This is a genomic window from Bacillus nakamurai (assembly GCF_001584325.1).
Lineage (GTDB): Bacteria > Bacillota > Bacilli > Bacillales > Bacillaceae > Bacillus > Bacillus nakamurai.
The window spans coordinates 54,574-70,019 of sequence record NZ_LSAZ01000001.1 but is presented as its reverse complement, the minus strand read 5'-3'; the positions used below and the strand labels follow the sequence as shown (position 1 = coordinate 70,019).

Genomic DNA, 15,446 nt, shown 5'->3' with positions numbered 1-15,446 from the left:
TCACAGAACAAGCGCAGCAATCCAGCCGAATAAAATAAGCGGAATGTTGTAAAAGATGAACGTCGGTACGCACGTATCCCAAATGTGGTGATGCTGTCCGTCCGCACCGAGGCCTGAAGTCGGGCCAAGCGTACTGTCACTTGCAGGAGATCCGGCATCTCCAAGCGCAGCGGCCGCCCCGATCACCGCAATTGTTGCCATCGGACTGAAACCGAGCTGAACGCACAGCGGCACAAAAATGGTGGTAATGACAGGTACAGTTGCAAATGAAGAACCGATTCCCATTGTGATTAACAAACCGACAATCAGCATCAGGATCGCGCCCATTGATTGGCTGTGGCCGATAAGGCCTGTTGACGTTTTTACTAATGAGGCTACATCGCCTGTTTTATTCAATACATTTGAAAAACCTGCCGCAACGAGCATGACAAAGCCGATAAAAGCCATTAGGACCATGCCGTCTGTTATCAGCTTATCAGCTTCATTGCGTTTCATCGCACCGGTGACAAACAGTGTAAACAGGCCGGCAAGCGCCCCCATGATCATACCCTCTACTCCCAACACCTGTGAAAGATAGAGCTGAACCCCAAGTGACACAGCAATCGACAAAACGGCGATCGCTATGCTTTTTTTCGTATAAGGGGAAGACGATAATCCGGGAATTTCTTTCATTTCATATTTTTTCGGCTTACGGAAGAAGATAACAGCCAAAATTAAGCCGACGACCATTCCCGCCGTCGGGATGATCATGGCATAAGGAATATCGCCGAGCGGCACCTTTAAACCGGCAGATTCCATATTGTCTCTCAGCATGCCCTGAAAAATCTGACCGAAACCGACAGGCAGAACTATATACGGCGCCGTCAGACCGAATGTCATCACACACGCGACCAATCTGCGGTCCATTTCAAGTTCATTAAATATTTTCAAAAGCGGCGGAATCAGTACAGGAATAAACGCGATGTGAACGGGCACCACATTTTGCGAAAAACATGAGATGATTAAAATAATCAGGACAATTAACACTTTAGAGAGTGCTTTTTTTCGTGTATCTTCCTTTTTTCCGATTAATTTGACAGACGCTTCAACCATTGCATCAGGAAGCCCCGTCTTCGTTAACGCTGCGGCAAACGCACCGAGAAGCGCGTAGCTGACAGCGACAGTGGCATTGCCGCCGAGACCGTCCGTAAAAGCCTTCACCGTCTCGCCGAGCCCCAAACCTCCTGTCAGGCCGCCGGCCAACGCCCCGATCATTAAGGCTATGATTATATTGACACGCAGCAGGCTTAATACGAGCATAAGCAGCACTGCGACAACAACAGCATTCATGATATTCCCTCCAAAAATCCTTTAGTTTGCTAATGTAGTAGATAATTAAAGTTAACATATATTCTGCGCTTTAGTCAACTAAAGATTTTGGAAATCAAAAACCCGCTGCTCCAGGGCAGCGGGCTGCGGTTATGCTTGGGGCGTAAATCGCTCGGCCAATGTAGCCAAGGTCCTTGCCATGACGCCGGTTGCGCCGGACGGCCCGAAGCACGTCGCCTTATTGGCTGTTGCCGTCCCGGCAATATCGAGATGAACCCAAGGCGTGTTCTCGGCAAATTCGCCGATAAACGTTCCCGCCATAATCGCGTGTCCTTCCCGTCCCGGCGAATTATTCAGATCGGCCATCTGGCTGTTTCTCACCCGTTTTTTATCCTTTTCTGTAATCGGCAGCTGCCAGATCGGCTCTCCGCATTCTTTTGCCGAGTCGGCGACCTGCTCATAAAAGGCCGCGTGGTTTGTCATGGCGCCGGTCGTCTCCGTTCCTAACGCGACCACCACGCCCCCCGTTAAGGTTGCAACGTCTACGAGGACAGATGCCCCGTGATGCTTGGCATATGTAATGCCGTCTGCCAGCACGAGCCGCCCTTCCGCATCGGTGTTTAAAATTTCAATGGTTTTTCCGCTGAGCGACACGATGACATCATCGGGCTTCATGGCATCGCCGGAGATCATATTGTCCGTTGACGGAATGACGGCAAGCACATTTTGTTCAGGACGAAGTTCCCCGATAATCTCCATTGCGCCTAAGACGGAAGCTGCGCCTCCCATATCGCTTTTCATGCCTACAATGCCTGTTTTCGGCTTAATGGAATATCCGCCCGTATCAAACGTAATCCCTTTTCCGACAAGGCCGATGACATCTTCCCAGTTTTCTTTGCCCTGATATTTAAGGACAATCATTTTCGGCGGTTCAGTCGAGCCTTTGTTGACGGCGAGTAATCCGCCCATCCCGAGCTCTTCCATCTCATCCTTCTCTAAAATTTCACATTCAAAATCATATTTTGCCGCAAGCTCAGCGGCATATGACGCCAAATCAGTCGCCGTGAGCATATTTCCCGGCATATTCACAAGCGTTCGGGCCGAATTCGTTCCTTGCCCGTATGCCGCGCCGACGTTCAGGCCGGCCTGCACTTCCCGCAGATCTTCATCCGTCACCGCCCAGACGGAGGTTAACTCCTGATCAGGCTCATTCGATTTATGTTTATAATCCTGCACCTCGTAAACAGCAAGCAGACAGCTTTCAGACAGCGCGTGAGCGGCATCAGCTGCCGGCACCTCGCTTGAAACAAACGTATCAAACAGTACAGACACTTCTTGTTGTTTGTCTTGATGTATTTGCTGAAATACGCGGGCAAAGCATTCTTTTGTATCTTCAAACGAGTAATTCGCTTCTCTTCCTAACCCGATAAAATAAATACGTTTCATACCTGTGCCGAGCGGAGGGTATACTTTTGATACACGATTTCGTTTCGCAGACACATCACCGTCCTTTAACAGCTGTGTCAAATGTCCGTTCAGTTCATCATCCAATTCCTTCGCGATTCCGTTAAGCCTGCTTTTTTGAAAAAGTCCGACGACCAGTGTTTCAGGATGCTGCAGTTGATCAGCCGCATAAAACATGAACACACACTCCTTAGGTGGGTATTTGTTATGTAAAATGGTATAATGATAAAACATTTTTCCATTGATTTTATTTTACCAAACTATGGCCGTTTCCTGCAGTTTTTCGTTTCCATTTGACTGTTTTATATAGAAAGGATGTCACATATGGATGTATTTATGAATTTTCCTTTACTGGCGAGCTTTGCTGCAATTATCTTTGCCCAAGTTGTAAAAGTGCCCATTCAATTTATCGTATCCAAAAAACTTGACTGGTCCCTTGTGACAAGCACTGGCGGCATGCCAAGCTCGCATTCCGCTGCCGTAACGGCGCTGTCTACGGGCATAGCTTTGGAAAGCGGTCTGGATTCGCCTCTGTTTGCAGTCGCCGCGATTTTCGCCGTCATTACGATGTTTGACGCCACCGGTGTAAGGCGCCATGCGGGCGAGCAGGCGACGGTCATCAATAAACTGGTCATTGATTTTAATCGATTTGTCAGCGAGGCGAAGGATTTTCCGAAGGCGGAGGAGAAAGAAAAACAGAAAAAATTGAAGGAGCTGCTCGGCCACCAGCCGATTGAAGTGTTTTTCGGCGGTCTGACCGGCATTGTGCTGACCTTGATTTTAAATTATTTCTTTATGTAAAAAAACGCTTCAGCGAGTGCTGAGGCGTTTTTATTCTTTAACGGTTTTATACTGGTTTCTGAATACTTGTAAAGACTTTGTTTCATTCAGCTTTACTAATTCTTTCTCGGTAACCGTTCCGTTACCTTTTTTTACGATATAAACATCCAGTGTTTTTTTGCCCCAGTTGTTATAAACTTCCTTCACAGTGTCAAAGTAGAGATCAAGACGGCTGCCTTTTATTTTTGAACCGGTGTCAGCCACTACTCCGTACCCGTAATTCGGGATAAACAAAATGGTCCCGATCGGAAAAACAGACGGATCGGCGGCAACCGTAGAATATAAATCACGTTTGACCTTCACGCCTGAATATGTAATGCCGTACTGCGGGTGGCCCGGGGATTTCCCCGTTGATTCCGCCCCGGCCGTATATCCGGTTGCAGTCACCTTATGTGACGGATAGCGTTTCCAATCAAAAGCTTCTTCCAATGGCTTTACTTCGCCTGAAGCCTTCCTTTTCGGATGATCCTGTAATGACTGAAGCGGGATACGTATTTTCTCCAATTGTTCCCCATGATTTTTAATCATCCAGTTCGACAGGTCCTTCGCTTCCACTCCGGTGATGGCAAAGTATGTGGCGTTACATGCACCCAAAAAGAGCACGATCATGAATATGCGCCTGATTATCGTCAATATCAATCACCTCTCCTCCGAGTCATTGTTCCCAACTCGGGGAGACACTATACAAAAGCGGCATCATACAAAAAAAGCTTTCTCAAATAAGAAAGCGAGCTTAAAACATTTGATATCCTCTTTTTCTAAGCGCCTTAATCGCAATGCCTGACATAATAGCTCCGGCCAGTCCGCCGGCCAAAATCACAACATCGGCGATCGCTAATGACATCACGCGCTGAAACAAGCTTTGAAAAGATTCTCCCGGGGCCTGCACGTAACTGATCATCTTTTTATTGCTGATAATGAAAAGGCATACAATCGGATATACAACAGCCATAATCCAAGACATCCTCAGCAGCATGTTTAACAGAAAGCCAATGCCGAAAAACAAAACAAAAAATAAAACAATTGAGATGATGACGACAGGCAGACTAATCATAAACAACCACCCCCCTAAAGCACTTTCAGTGTACCTCGGGGGCGGTAAAAAAGTCAACGTCTGGAAAAATCAGCGTCTCTCTTTGCCGCTTCCCTGGCAGGAGGGACATGTTTCGGAGCCGCCAAGAAGCAATTGAAAATAACCTTTACCAGAGCAGAACGGGCACGCGGCCACAGTGCTTTTTGCTGTCGTTTTCATGCGGATCACCCTTTTTTCTTAATTTTCTGATAATATAACATATCTCATTGTCAAGCACCAAGTCAGAAGATGTGACAAATCATTTGATGTAAGCGGAAACATCTTATTTTTACTTCTGTATCCTTTTCGTTCCGCCATTTTTTAAAAGAAATAAAAACCCGCGCCTGCGGGTTTTCAGAAGAATTTAAATTTCCCTTTTTTCAGTGTCAGACCGAGTCCTCCGATCATAAACAATGAACGGTTGTCGATTACCTTTTTCATAAAGGACGCCGGCGTGCCTTTCAGCTTCTTGCCGTAAACGACTCCGACCGCGTTATGCTCTCCGAGGGAAGCTACCGTTCCTTTAATATCCGGCTTGAATTCTTCAAGCTGGCCCCCTTTCATCAAGCGGCCTAAGTTTTTAGCGACTGTTTCCCCTTGCTGCATCGCAATCTGCGCAGTCGGCGGATAAGGCCGTTCCGTCTCTTCATTTATAAAAAGGGAGCTGTCGCCGAGAATAAAGACATTATCATGACCGGGCGCCCGAAGATCAGGGTTCACCTTGACACGGCCGCGCATGTTTTCAAAACCTGCTTCCTCCACGATCGGATGTCCGCGCACACCTGCCGCCCACACAACGGTCTGCGATTTAATTTCTTCAGGCTCTTCGTCTTTTTTTCCGACCATGACACCGTCTGCCCTGCATTCTTGAACAGCAGTGCCGATTTTAAACTCAACGCCTTTCCCTTCAAGATAATGGACGGCGTAATCTACAAGCTCTGGATCAAAGCCCGGCAGGACAGTCGGGGCAGCCTCGACGCAGACGATCCGGGCCAGGCTTTCATCAACATCATAATTTCTGCATAGCTCCGGCATGCGGTTGGCAAGCTCACCCAGAAATTCAATGCCGGTAAAACCCGCGCCGCCGACGACAATGGTTAAGCGGTCGGGACGCTTTTCAGCCTCAGTATTGTATGTCGCAAATTGCAGCTCAATGTGTTCCTTCAACCGGCGCGACGTATTGATATTAGCAATCGGAAATGCGAATTCTTTTAAACCTTTAATACCGAATGTTTCCGGAACGGCGCCAAGCCCGATGACAAGATAATCGTATGGAATGTCTCCATTTGAAAGGCTCACTTTTTTATTTTGAACATCAATCGCTTTCACCGTATCCTGCACAAACTTGACACGCGATTCATTTATCACATCTTTTATTTGATATCTGCAGCGGTCATGGTGCAGCGTTCCTGCACTCGCCTCATGCATCCATGTCGTCTCATAATGATAGTTGTGCTTATTGACTAAAGTAATCTCAGCATCATTTGCGCTGATATGCTTCGGAAGCCTCGTCACTGTCATTAATCCACCATAACCTGCACCTAAAACCACAATTTTGGGTTTATTCAATGCCATCACATCCACCTTCTTTTTTTTGCTGTTAGACGCATTATCAAATCAACATTTGTAATAGCTTCAGCTTATTGGCGGGATTTTATGAAATGAATTATAAATTTTTTAGAAAACCGCACATGTCTGCATATCACCATACTATCCGGGAGAAACGGAAAACATTCAGGAAAAAACAGAATGGAATTTGTCCCCATCTTAGCGGCGGCATGAATATTTTTCAAGAATGAAGCGGCCGAGCGGGTTTCTCCACTCGTCATAGTTTCAAATTGTATGTTATAATTAATAACAATTTTCATTTAGGAGGCAATTTGGTATGCAAGAGGATTCAAAGGTTTACGATATTACGGTTATCGGCGGCGGCCCGGTCGGCCTGTTTACTGCATTTTACGGGGGAATGAGACAGGCAAGCGTCAAAATCATTGAAAGCCTGCCCCAGCTTGGCGGCCAGCTCAGCGCGCTGTATCCTGAAAAATATATTTATGATGTAGCCGGATTCCCGAAAATCCGCGCACAAGAGCTCGTGAATAACCTGAAAGAGCAGATGGAAAAATTTGATCAGACAATCTGCTTAGAGCAAGCCGTTGAATCAGTTGAAAAGCAAGCAGACGGCGTGTTTAAGCTTGTAACGAACTCAGAAACGCATTATTCAAAAACAGTGATCATCACTGCAGGAAACGGAGCATTTAAGCCGAGAAAGCTTGAGCTTGAATCAGCTGAACAATATGAAGGAAAGAACCTTCATTATTTCATTGACGACCTCAATCAATTCGCGGGCAGACGCGTTGCGGTTCTGGGCGGCGGAGATTCCGCAGTGGACTGGGCGCTTATGCTTGAGCCGATTGCGAAAGAAGTAAGCATCATTCACCGCCGCGACAAATTCCGCGCGCACGAGCACAGTGTAGAAAACCTGCATAATTCTAAAGTAAAAGTGCTTACGCCGTTTGTTCCGACTGAGCTTGTCGGTGAAGACCGGATTGAGCAGCTCGTGCTTGAAGAAGTGAAAGGCGACCGTAAAGAAATTGTCGAAATTGATGACCTGATCGTAAACTACGGCTTTGTTTCTTCTCTTGGCCCGATTAAAAACTGGGGACTTGAAATCGAAAAAAACTCCATTGTGGTGAAAAGCACAATGGAAACTAATATTGAAGGCTTCTTCGCTGCGGGAGACATCTGCACATATGAAGGAAAAGTAAAACTGATCGCCAGCGGTTTCGGCGAAGCGCCGACAGCCGTGAACAACGCAAAGGCTTACATGGACCCGAAAGCGCGCGTCCAGCCTCTGCATTCCACAAGCATGTTTGAAAAATAATAATAAAAAAGAGTCTGTGTCATCTTGGCACAGACTCTTTTTTATTTAAACATCCAAATATAATTCATGACCGTTCCGACAACGAGCGCAATGACAAGTGCTGACACGACCCAGATCGTTCCTAAAATAATCCGATCCTGAATTTTTTGGGCTTTTGGATTGTGTTCGTGCTGCTCTTGGTTCACACCGAACCCTCCCTCTTGTTTCTTCCCTATCTATAAAGACAAACAGTTGATCTGAAAATCCAATACCACTATGATAACCAAACTCCGTACGGATGACAAGCCGCCGGCATTCGCCTTACCATAAAGAAACATGAAAATATTTGACATCAGCTACAAAACGAAGTACATTATAAAAAGACGAACATTTTATTTGTTTATTAATTTTATCATTCGTTTTTAGGGGTGTTATGTATGGAAAACGCATTTGATTATGAAGATATTCAATTAATTCCTGCAAAGTGTATTGTGAACAGCCGATCTGAATGTGATACATCCGTGACATTGGGCGGGCACACATTTAAGCTTCCGGTCGTACCGGCAAATATGCAAACGATTATAGATGAGAACATCGCAATTTGGCTTGCGGAGAACGGTTACTTTTATATCATGCACCGTTTTGAGCCGGAAAAACGGTTATCCTTTGTCCAAGACATGAAAGCGCGCGGGCTTATTTCTTCCATCAGTGTCGGCGTGAAGGAAAATGATTATGTCTTCATCCGGGAATTAAAAGAACAGCAGCTAGTGCCGGATTACATCACAATTGACATCGCCCACGGCCATTCCAATGCCGTGATTGAGATGATTCAATTTATTAAAGAGAATGTGCCGGAAAGCTTCGTCATTGCAGGCAATGTCGGAACGCCGGAAGCCGTAAGGGAATTAGAACGCGCGGGTGCTGATGCGACAAAAGTGGGAATCGGTCCAGGGAAGGTTTGCATCACAAAAATAAAAACAGGTTTCGGAACGGGAGGATGGCAATTAGCCGCACTCCGCTGGTGCGCAAAAGCGGCGAGCAAACCGATTATTGCAGACGGCGGCATACGCACGCACGGCGATATCGCGAAATCAATCCGCTTCGGAGCAGCAATGGTCATGATCGGATCACTGTTTGCCGGACACGAAGAATCACCGGGAAAAACGATTGAAATAGACGGAAAGCTGTATAAGGAATATTTCGGTTCCGCTTCCGAATATCAAAAAGGCGAGAAGAAAAATGTTGAGGGCAAAAAAATGCATGTCGAGCATAAAGGCTCTTTACAAGACACGCTGACTGAAATGGAACAGGATCTGCAATCCTCAATTTCTTACGCCGGCGGAAACAAGCTTGAGGCGATTCGAAATGTTGATTACGTCATCGTGAAAAACTCGATTTTTAATGGCGATAAATTTTAAACAGCAATTACAAAAAAGACATTCATGTATTGAATGTCTTTTTAAATATTATAATAGAGAACAATACTGGACAAAAGATTAATGAGAAAGATAAGCAAAAAAACGTAGCGAATCATTTTATGAAAAGGGGCAAATAAAAAAATATACAATCCCGCTGCCCCAAAAGTAAGAACAGGAAATAACCACTCAAAGGATAAAGAAATGACATACCCTATGATCATAACAATCGGCACTCCGATCAATGATAATTTACTTCTCATATTCATTCTGCCCCTTCTACTTAAATATTGGTGTGATATAAGCCTCAACTATTGCCGCAGCGATAAGTAAACAAATAATGCACAGCACCATAATGCCCATATGTTTAAACATCGTAATCATAATCTTTTTTTGCTTAGAAAAGCACAGCCTAATGACCAGTTCAACACTCTTAAAACCAATAACGCCACTTAATAATAACGCAGGCACTTCAAAGATTCCATGAGGAATTAGCAGTAAAATAATCTGATAAAAAGGAACTCCGTTATGCAGGCTTTCTATAATCGAGCCGCTCAAAATAAACCCATTAGAAAACAAATAAAATATCGAGGTTAAACCAAAAGTAAAAAAACCTGCCGTTAAAAACAGACAAGCTATTGCATTATTCTTCAACAATTCAACTGCGCCTGCCGAACCGTTATAAGGCGCCGCGGAAAAAAAATCATCTGAAAACACTGCAGTAACCACACCGCCTATAAAAAACAGCAATGATGCGATCAAGGGGAAGAAGGACATCTTAACTGACTGCGAGATCCGGCTCATCATGTATATATACTCTCAGCCATTTCTTCAATTTCTTCTAAAGAATGCTGTGATGATTGATATTCCGCTGCAAAGATTCCCTCATGAATTATACCGATCGTATCACACAAAGAATGAGCAAGCTCCAGCAAATGAGTAGATAACAAGACTGTATTTCCTCTTTTTACGTACTCTTTTAATAACGTGCGTATGGTCTTCCCGCTTATTAAATCAATGCCGGTTAACGGCTCGTCAAGAATTAAAATTTTGGGCTGATGAATGAGTGCGGCCGCAATTGACAGTTTTTGTTTCATGCCGTGTGAATACGTTTTAATGAGCTGGTTCCCGTCTTGAGAAAGCTTTACTGTATCTAACATATTGTCAATATAATCATTTGTCTGTTGAGAAGGTACTTGAAACATTTCGGCTGTAAAACGTAAGTATTCAACTCCAGTTAAATAATCATATAAAAACGCATGGTCGGGTACAAATCCAATATCAGCTGATATTTGCCCTCCCTGCTCTGAATCCATCTCTTTTCCATCAATCAATACGTACCCGGAAGTTGGTTTAAGCAACCCGGAAATAATTTTTAATGTTGTTGTTTTTCCAACTCCATTTGTCCCTAACAAAGCATAGATTGAACCTTTTTTCACTTCAAAAGAAACATTTCTTAACACCTGTTTTTCACTATAATTTTTCTGTATATTCACCAATTTAATCATTGTTCGCAAACCTTTCCGCCATATTGATTCTTCGAAGAAAAAGAAACATGACTCCATAGTTTAATAGCGTGAACAGGATCAAAACACCTGAAGCCGAGTGAATCAGTATCGTTTCAAGTTCAGGTTTTTTATAAATCAGATATGTCGTAATTGCAGCTATTTGAAGCGACACAATGAAAATAAAGGAACCGTATAAATTGTTATACGTCTTTGCTTTTCCCGCTTCTCCAATTTCATAAAGATGTTCCCAGTTTTTCTTGGGATACAGCGCAGTGCTTGAAATTTGTGCAAGACTGTATAAAAAACCCGAACATACAAATACAATAAACAAGTAGATAGTCAGCGCCGCAGAAGATGGAAAAAACAAGGTTATCAAAATGGAGATAATGAACGAGTATATTAAAACCGAAAGATTATAAATACATACTTTCGGAAACACCATTTGCCAAGCATTTTTAATATTTCGATGAAACAGATGCTGATTTTTTATTTCTCCGTCAACTGACAATATTGTTTTCAGCGCATCTCCTACGAGCTGATAAGAAAAATTAGCAATGACGACCGAAGCTGAAACAATTGCAGCTGTTGAATATCCGGTAAAATGATGGGAAAGCAGCGGAATGCTAAAGCCTATAAACAACATTAACAGATAAAGCATACTGCCAAAATTCCTGATAAAAAAACCGTCTATTCTTAATAAGAACAGCAAATCCTTTTGAAAGATGGCACGAAAGATTTTATGCTTACTATTTAATTGCAGCCTCGGTGAAAAATCAGTTTTTGATAAATAAATATAAGGGATGAGATCCATTTTTTTCAGAGCAGCAGACCATATTTTAAACAGCCCTATGACCAAAAGCCCCGCAGCAGCCAGCGCTGTGACAAAGAACAGAACAGAATGTGCACGGAATGCTAAAAACACATATGGCGTATTCATTAATATTTGTTTAAAAGCTGGCGATTCCATAAAATCGGAGATGTCCCTCATTGTATGCCCGCCAAACACAAGAAGATAAACAATATACCCAATTACAAGCGGAATCAACAAACTGAAGGCAAATAAAATCCCTTTCATTACTTTAAAATAAAATAGTTTGCTCCATATATTTGTAAGAGCATATAAAACATATGAAAACAGCATAGATAAAAATAAGTTAAGACAAAAATAAACTGTTCCTAACATGAATACGGCAGCAGGATAAACTTTAGACATACCAGCACTGCTTAAAAATAAAAATAAAGGAAAAACAAAAAGGTACCAAATGATAATCGTTTTTTTGAGTGACTGCCCGATAAACACAGAAAACAGCTGTAAAAAACGAACTTTTTTTAATTGATGAATGACTTTACGCGTATCCAATAGAAACGCATGATGGTTTTCTTTAAAAAAGCCAGCCGACCAAAAAAGCTGCTCAAGCGAAACCGCTATTAAAACAAATTGCCCCCACGCTTTAACGGGAAGCTCAACCATTTTTGTTCCGAATACAATGCCGCATCCTAATAAAATCAAATAGAAACATATACAAGAAATAATGATAGCTGACAATAATTTGTTACTTAGATGAGGAATACTCCAATCTTCCTTCTTTTTACGAAATGATGACAGGGTATTATACTTGATAAGAGCAACTATTTGTTTTACTTTCATAATTTCATCCTTACCATATGTTTTTGGGGGAGAGGCTCTTTTTGCAGCTTGTCCAAAAAGAGCGGGTATTTATGAATTTACCTTACCAAGCGGCAGCGTATTTTTTGCCGTATTTCTTAATCATAGTTTTTGCCGTTGCTACAATAGCATAAGAAATAGCACCTGCGCCAGTGACAATACCGATTAAAGAGATGATAGACGCAATTGTAGACGCAGCATCAATAATATCAATTGCTTTTTTAGCAGCTGCTGCAGAGATACCAAGGGTTGAAGCTAATTCAGCATTTGCCGAAAATGTGTGAGCCGCTGCAACATTTAACTCTGTACCAGTTAATAAAAGTGCGTAAACTAATGCAGCAGCAGCAAGAGCTGCACCAAATAACAAGAAAGATTTTTTATTAGATTTCACTAAGTTCATCGTAACATCTCCTGTTCTTTTTTTAATCTATAATAAAATTCAGCCTCATTTGCTCTCCCCCGGGCTAAATCTTATCCACCATAAAATAATTAAAGAAAATAGTAATGAGCTTTAATAAAACAAAACTTCCTGTCAAAATAAGTCTCTTTCCTTTGTTCAAATCAGTCAATTTTCCGCTGACAACATACAAAGCCGCAATCGATATCAAAAAAAACGGGTCTAGCAGCTGCAAATCCAATGAAGTGCCGCTCGCTGAATATATAAGAGAGGAATCAGCAGTTAAGTAGTTTACAATCGCAAGAATAAACATTTTAAATGCCAAAATCAGAGAAGTTAAAGTGTATAGGAGAAGATATATTTTTTTTGGTTTTTTCGAACCAAGGATAAAAGCCACAACAAATAAAATAAATCCGCCAATCAAAATCTCTACAAAAGTCGTAAAAATCATAAAACCTTGCAGAAACATTACAATTGTACGCACACTTTTTTCCCCTACGTCATAGGTATTTTCTCCGACAGAAGAATAATAAGTGTTCAATATCTTATCTGAAATACTAAATTGGAAGAGTAATGAACAGATCAAAATGATGAAAAAAGCACTTAAAAAGATTTTTTTATTACTCAATTGACCTATCATATTACCATCCTTTTCTTACAAAATAATTTAAATATTCTATACTTTTACAACTTAGTTTATTCCTACGAAAAAATCAATACAATTTATATAAATTATGACTTTAGTATTATGATTCGAATAGGGTGTTTTCTCGAATTTCAGCACCAAATACTCTTTCTTTTTATTCAGATTTATAAACAATAATGTTTTGAACGAAAATCCAAAAAGGAGAATGATATCATTATTCTGCCTTTTGTTTCAATAACAATTGATTTAAATAGACTAGAAAGGAAAATCAATCAAAATGAAGAAGAAATAGAAGAATGATCTGAAGAGTTGAACAGCGTCACACTGACAAAATAGAAACATTGATGTTGACTGCTAAGATTCCCAGAGCAAACCAGGTGATTTTGCATTTATAGTTGACCTGGAGCCAGACTCACTCTAAAGGATTTAAGAAGACATATCAAATAGAGGAGGATATCATTTATTTAACTTTCGGATCAATAATCGCCAGCACCTGGTGATCGTCCCATTTTCCATTAATAATCTTCACATTTTCGCCCCCTGATCGACGGCGTGTTGTGCGGCATGACTCCAGCCTCAATCCGATGCAGTTTACGATCATGAAACGTATAATCGGTCACCAGCCTGACAGCCTTTTCCACTATGTCTTTCAGCATATGTATCCCCGTCCTTTTTTCGAGTACAAAAAAGCCTTCTTGAAAAAGGACAGATCCTTTTCAAGAAGGCATAGGATTGATCAGTCTAGCACTCTTCCGGCGTACCGGCGTTTTTGGCCGTGCGGAAAGAAGAACCGCAGCCGCATGATGCGATGGCGTTCGGATTGTCGATGGTGAAACCGCCGCCCATCATAGACTGCTTGAAATCGATGATGGTGCCGTTCATAATATCAAGGCTTTCGCTGTCGACCAGAACGTTGATGCCGTGCTGCTCGAACAAGCTGTCTTTTTCGCCTTTTTCATGCTCAAAACCCATTCCGTAAGACAGGCCGCTGCAGCCGCCGCCTTTTACGCCTACACGGAGAAACGCGTTTTCTTCTTCGTGCTCTTTCATCATATCTTTTATGTGCAAAGCCGCTGCTTCAGTAATTGTTACGGGAACACTCATGGTATGACCTCCTTTTTAAAACGGATGCTGTTATCTATTATAAACATGAAAGACCCAATTCTCAAACGAGCTGTTTACAGAAAATAGACGCCGTCACATACGGTTTCAGCAGGGCCCGTCATAAGGACATGTCCGTTGTCCTGCCAGTTAATCACTAGGTCGCCCCCGGCTAAATGAACAGTAATATCCTGATTCCGTTCGGATACACCGTTTAATACAGATGCGACAGCCGCTGCGCAGGCACCGGTTCCGCATGCCTGTGTAATGCCGGAGCCCCGCTCCCATACGCGAAAATGAAGCTCGTTGGCATTTACCGTTTCCACAAATTCGACATTGACGCCTTCCGGGAATCTCGGATCTTTTTCAATGACGGGTCCGAGCGTTGTCAAAGGCGCTTGATTGATATCTTCAATCGGAAAAACAATGTGGGGGTTTCCCATTGAAACAGCTGTTCCCGCGAGCTCCGCTTCTCCAAATGAGAAGGTTTCATTTATCGTCTGTTCATCCCCATTGCCCTCCATCGGCAGCTCTTTTTTTGTGAGGCGCGGTTCGCCCATATCAACTGCGACTTCACGCACAATTCCGTTTTCCTCTTTAATGTCTGCTTTCACTAGCCCTGACAGCGTTTCAATGAAAAAGGACGTTTCTTCTGTCAGCTTATGTTCGTATGCGTACTTTGCCACACAGCGAAGACCGTTTCCGCAGTTTTTTCCTTCTGAACCGTCATTATTGAAGATCCTCATTTTTACGGGTGCTTTCTCAGACGGGCAGATCAGAATCAATCCGTCTGAGCCGATGCCCGTATGAATGCTCGACACCTTTATGGCGATGTCAGCCAGCCGTTCTTCCGGCAGCTGTTCTTCAAATTGGTTCACATATATATAACTGTTTCCAAGACCGTGCATCTTGGTAAAACGAAATGAATTCATATCGGCCTCCAACTTTTTTTCTTTCTCTTAGTATAAAAGCTCTTTCTAGCGGACACAATACAATTATCCCCCGTTTTTCATACATAAAAGCTCCCTGCAATTATATGCAGGGAGCTTTTATCGTTTAAAACCAAAATCGTTGATGAATAAACGGGCAGAATAGTATAATAGGGCAGCTCACGAATTATCAAACACTGGAAGCGCTTAACAATGAATGAAGAAAACACATTTAATTCA

The 15,446-nt window shown here is 42.7% G+C and carries 18 protein-coding genes and 1 pseudogene; 3 read left to right on the top strand and 16 right to left on the bottom strand.

Annotated elements, in window-relative coordinates; translation table 11 throughout:
• Entirely contained in the window at positions 1–1,329 is a 1,329-nt protein-coding gene (locus tag AXI59_RS00375; RefSeq protein WP_061527074.1) for a Na+/H+ antiporter family protein, read from the bottom strand.
• 129 nt (positions 1,330–1,458) lie between these two features.
• On the bottom strand, positions 1,459–2,949 hold the full coding sequence (locus AXI59_RS00370) for a leucyl aminopeptidase (RefSeq protein ID WP_061522269.1): 1,491 nt from the start codon (positions 2,947–2,949) through the stop codon (positions 1,459–1,461).
• A gap of 147 nt (positions 2,950–3,096) precedes the next feature.
• On the opposite strand from AXI59_RS00370, the gene AXI59_RS00365 reads away from it, so the two are divergent.
• Positions 3,097–3,573 carry a divergent PAP2 family protein gene (locus tag AXI59_RS00365; protein WP_061522268.1) on the top strand — a complete coding sequence of 159 codons (477 nt, stop codon included), beginning with the start codon at positions 3,097–3,099 and terminating at the stop codon, positions 3,571–3,573.
• A 30-nt stretch (positions 3,574–3,603) separates the two neighbouring features.
• On the opposite strand, the gene AXI59_RS00360 is transcribed toward AXI59_RS00365, so the two are convergent.
• From AXI59_RS00360 to AXI59_RS00350, 4 genes are all read right to left on the bottom strand, one after another.
• On the bottom strand, positions 3,604–4,245 hold the full coding sequence (locus AXI59_RS00360; protein WP_082791686.1) for a 3D domain-containing protein: 642 nt from the start codon (positions 4,243–4,245) through the stop codon (positions 3,604–3,606).
• 100 nt (positions 4,246–4,345) lie between these two features.
• Complete coding sequence (locus AXI59_RS00355) at positions 4,346–4,666, bottom strand: YuiB family protein (protein WP_061522267.1); 321 nt, start codon at positions 4,664–4,666, stop codon at positions 4,346–4,348.
• A 69-nt stretch (positions 4,667–4,735) separates the two neighbouring features.
• Positions 4,736–4,864 (bottom strand): YuiA family protein, encoded by a 129-nt coding sequence (locus tag AXI59_RS19605; protein ID WP_156476190.1) that lies wholly within the window; start codon positions 4,862–4,864, stop codon positions 4,736–4,738.
• Positions 4,865–5,038: 174 nt separating this feature from the next.
• Complete coding sequence (locus AXI59_RS00350; RefSeq protein ID WP_061527073.1) at positions 5,039–6,259, bottom strand: NAD(P)/FAD-dependent oxidoreductase; 1,221 nt, start codon at positions 6,257–6,259, stop codon at positions 5,039–5,041.
• A gap of 310 nt (positions 6,260–6,569) precedes the next feature.
• Here AXI59_RS00350 and yumC point away from each other — a divergent pair, with 310 nt between their 5' ends.
• Positions 6,570–7,565 carry a ferredoxin--NADP reductase 2 gene (yumC, locus tag AXI59_RS00345; RefSeq protein WP_061527072.1) on the top strand — a complete coding sequence of 332 codons (996 nt, stop codon included), beginning with the start codon at positions 6,570–6,572 and terminating at the stop codon, positions 7,563–7,565.
• 41 nt (positions 7,566–7,606) lie between these two features.
• Here the strand turns inward: yumC and AXI59_RS19600 are convergent, their stop codons facing one another.
• On the bottom strand, positions 7,607–7,750 hold the full coding sequence (locus tag AXI59_RS19600; RefSeq protein WP_156476189.1) for a hypothetical protein: 144 nt from the start codon (positions 7,748–7,750) through the stop codon (positions 7,607–7,609).
• Between the two features lie 231 nt (positions 7,751–7,981).
• Between AXI59_RS19600 and guaC the strand changes: the two genes are divergently transcribed.
• The gene (guaC, locus tag AXI59_RS00340) at positions 7,982–8,962 is read left to right on the top strand and encodes a GMP reductase (protein ID WP_061527071.1); all 981 of its coding nucleotides are present in this window, start codon (positions 7,982–7,984) and stop codon (positions 8,960–8,962) included.
• Positions 8,963–9,003: 41 nt separating this feature from the next.
• Here the strand turns inward: guaC and AXI59_RS20200 are convergent, their stop codons facing one another.
• From AXI59_RS20200 to dapF, 9 genes and pseudogenes are all read right to left on the bottom strand, one after another.
• Positions 9,004–9,222 carry a DUF5970 family protein gene (locus AXI59_RS20200; RefSeq protein ID WP_061522307.1) on the bottom strand — a complete coding sequence of 73 codons (219 nt, stop codon included), beginning with the start codon at positions 9,220–9,222 and terminating at the stop codon, positions 9,004–9,006.
• A gap of 16 nt (positions 9,223–9,238) precedes the next feature.
• Entirely contained in the window at positions 9,239–9,766 is a 528-nt protein-coding gene (locus tag AXI59_RS00330; RefSeq protein ID WP_061522263.1) for a stage II sporulation protein M, read from the bottom strand.
• Positions 9,763–10,467, bottom strand: a complete 705-nt coding sequence (locus tag AXI59_RS00325) for an ABC transporter ATP-binding protein (protein WP_061527070.1) — start codon at positions 10,465–10,467, stop codon at positions 9,763–9,765. The genes AXI59_RS00330 and AXI59_RS00325 overlap by 4 nt, the downstream gene beginning before the upstream one ends.
• Complete coding sequence (locus AXI59_RS00320; RefSeq protein ID WP_061527069.1) at positions 10,460–12,115, bottom strand: hypothetical protein; 1,656 nt, start codon at positions 12,113–12,115, stop codon at positions 10,460–10,462. Before AXI59_RS00320 ends, AXI59_RS00325 begins: the two co-directional genes overlap by 8 nt.
• 82 nt (positions 12,116–12,197) lie before the next feature.
• Positions 12,198–12,533 (bottom strand): uberolysin/carnocyclin family circular bacteriocin, encoded by a 336-nt coding sequence (locus AXI59_RS00315; RefSeq protein ID WP_061527068.1) that lies wholly within the window; start codon positions 12,531–12,533, stop codon positions 12,198–12,200.
• 64 nt (positions 12,534–12,597) lie between these two features.
• On the bottom strand, positions 12,598–13,170 hold the full coding sequence (locus tag AXI59_RS00310; protein WP_061527067.1) for a hypothetical protein: 573 nt from the start codon (positions 13,168–13,170) through the stop codon (positions 12,598–12,600).
• Between the two features lie 466 nt (positions 13,171–13,636).
• Positions 13,637–13,868: pseudogene (locus AXI59_RS18920) on the bottom strand (GNAT family N-acetyltransferase); the annotation flags it as partial.
• Between the two features lie 49 nt (positions 13,869–13,917).
• Positions 13,918–14,280 (bottom strand): HesB/IscA family protein, encoded by a 363-nt coding sequence (locus AXI59_RS00305; RefSeq protein WP_013353444.1) that lies wholly within the window; start codon positions 14,278–14,280, stop codon positions 13,918–13,920.
• 74 nt (positions 14,281–14,354) lie between these two features.
• The gene (gene dapF / locus AXI59_RS00300) at positions 14,355–15,209 is read right to left on the bottom strand and encodes a diaminopimelate epimerase (protein WP_061527066.1); all 855 of its coding nucleotides are present in this window, start codon (positions 15,207–15,209) and stop codon (positions 14,355–14,357) included.
• Positions 15,210–15,446: the final 237 nt, after the last annotated feature.

What these genes read in the sequence shown, in the direction of transcription:
- AXI59_RS00375 (WP_061527074.1), bottom strand. Translation starts at nt 1,329, where the DNA reads ATGAATGCTGTTGTTGTCGCAGTGCTGCTTATGCTCGTATTAAGCCTG.
- AXI59_RS00370 (WP_061522269.1), bottom strand. Translation starts at nt 2,949, where the DNA reads ATGTTTTATGCGGCTGATCAACTGCAGCATCCTGAAACACTGGTCGTC.
- AXI59_RS00365 (WP_061522268.1), top strand. Translation starts at nt 3,097, where the DNA reads ATGGATGTATTTATGAATTTTCCTTTACTGGCGAGCTTTGCTGCAATT.
- AXI59_RS00355 (WP_061522267.1), bottom strand. Translation starts at nt 4,666, where the DNA reads ATGATTAGTCTGCCTGTCGTCATCATCTCAATTGTTTTATTTTTTGTT.
- AXI59_RS19605 (WP_156476190.1), bottom strand. Translation starts at nt 4,864, where the DNA reads ATGAAAACGACAGCAAAAAGCACTGTGGCCGCGTGCCCGTTCTGCTCT.
- AXI59_RS00350 (WP_061527073.1), bottom strand. Translation starts at nt 6,259, where the DNA reads ATGGCATTGAATAAACCCAAAATTGTGGTTTTAGGTGCAGGTTATGGT.
- yumC (WP_061527072.1), top strand. Translation starts at nt 6,570, where the DNA reads ATGCAAGAGGATTCAAAGGTTTACGATATTACGGTTATCGGCGGCGGC.
- guaC (WP_061527071.1), top strand. Translation starts at nt 7,982, where the DNA reads ATGGAAAACGCATTTGATTATGAAGATATTCAATTAATTCCTGCAAAG.
- AXI59_RS20200 (WP_061522307.1), bottom strand. Translation starts at nt 9,222, where the DNA reads ATGAGAAGTAAATTATCATTGATCGGAGTGCCGATTGTTATGATCATA.
- AXI59_RS00330 (WP_061522263.1), bottom strand. Translation starts at nt 9,766, where the DNA reads ATGATGAGCCGGATCTCGCAGTCAGTTAAGATGTCCTTCTTCCCCTTG.
- AXI59_RS00325 (WP_061527070.1), bottom strand. Translation starts at nt 10,467, where the DNA reads ATGATTAAATTGGTGAATATACAGAAAAATTATAGTGAAAAACAGGTG.
- AXI59_RS00320 (WP_061527069.1), bottom strand. Translation starts at nt 12,115, where the DNA reads ATGAAAGTAAAACAAATAGTTGCTCTTATCAAGTATAATACCCTGTCA.
- AXI59_RS00315 (WP_061527068.1), bottom strand. Translation starts at nt 12,533, where the DNA reads ATGAACTTAGTGAAATCTAATAAAAAATCTTTCTTGTTATTTGGTGCA.
- AXI59_RS00310 (WP_061527067.1), bottom strand. Translation starts at nt 13,170, where the DNA reads ATGATAGGTCAATTGAGTAATAAAAAAATCTTTTTAAGTGCTTTTTTC.
- AXI59_RS00305 (WP_013353444.1), bottom strand. Translation starts at nt 14,280, where the DNA reads ATGAGTGTTCCCGTAACAATTACTGAAGCAGCGGCTTTGCACATAAAA.
- dapF (WP_061527066.1), bottom strand. Translation starts at nt 15,209, where the DNA reads ATGAATTCATTTCGTTTTACCAAGATGCACGGTCTTGGAAACAGTTAT.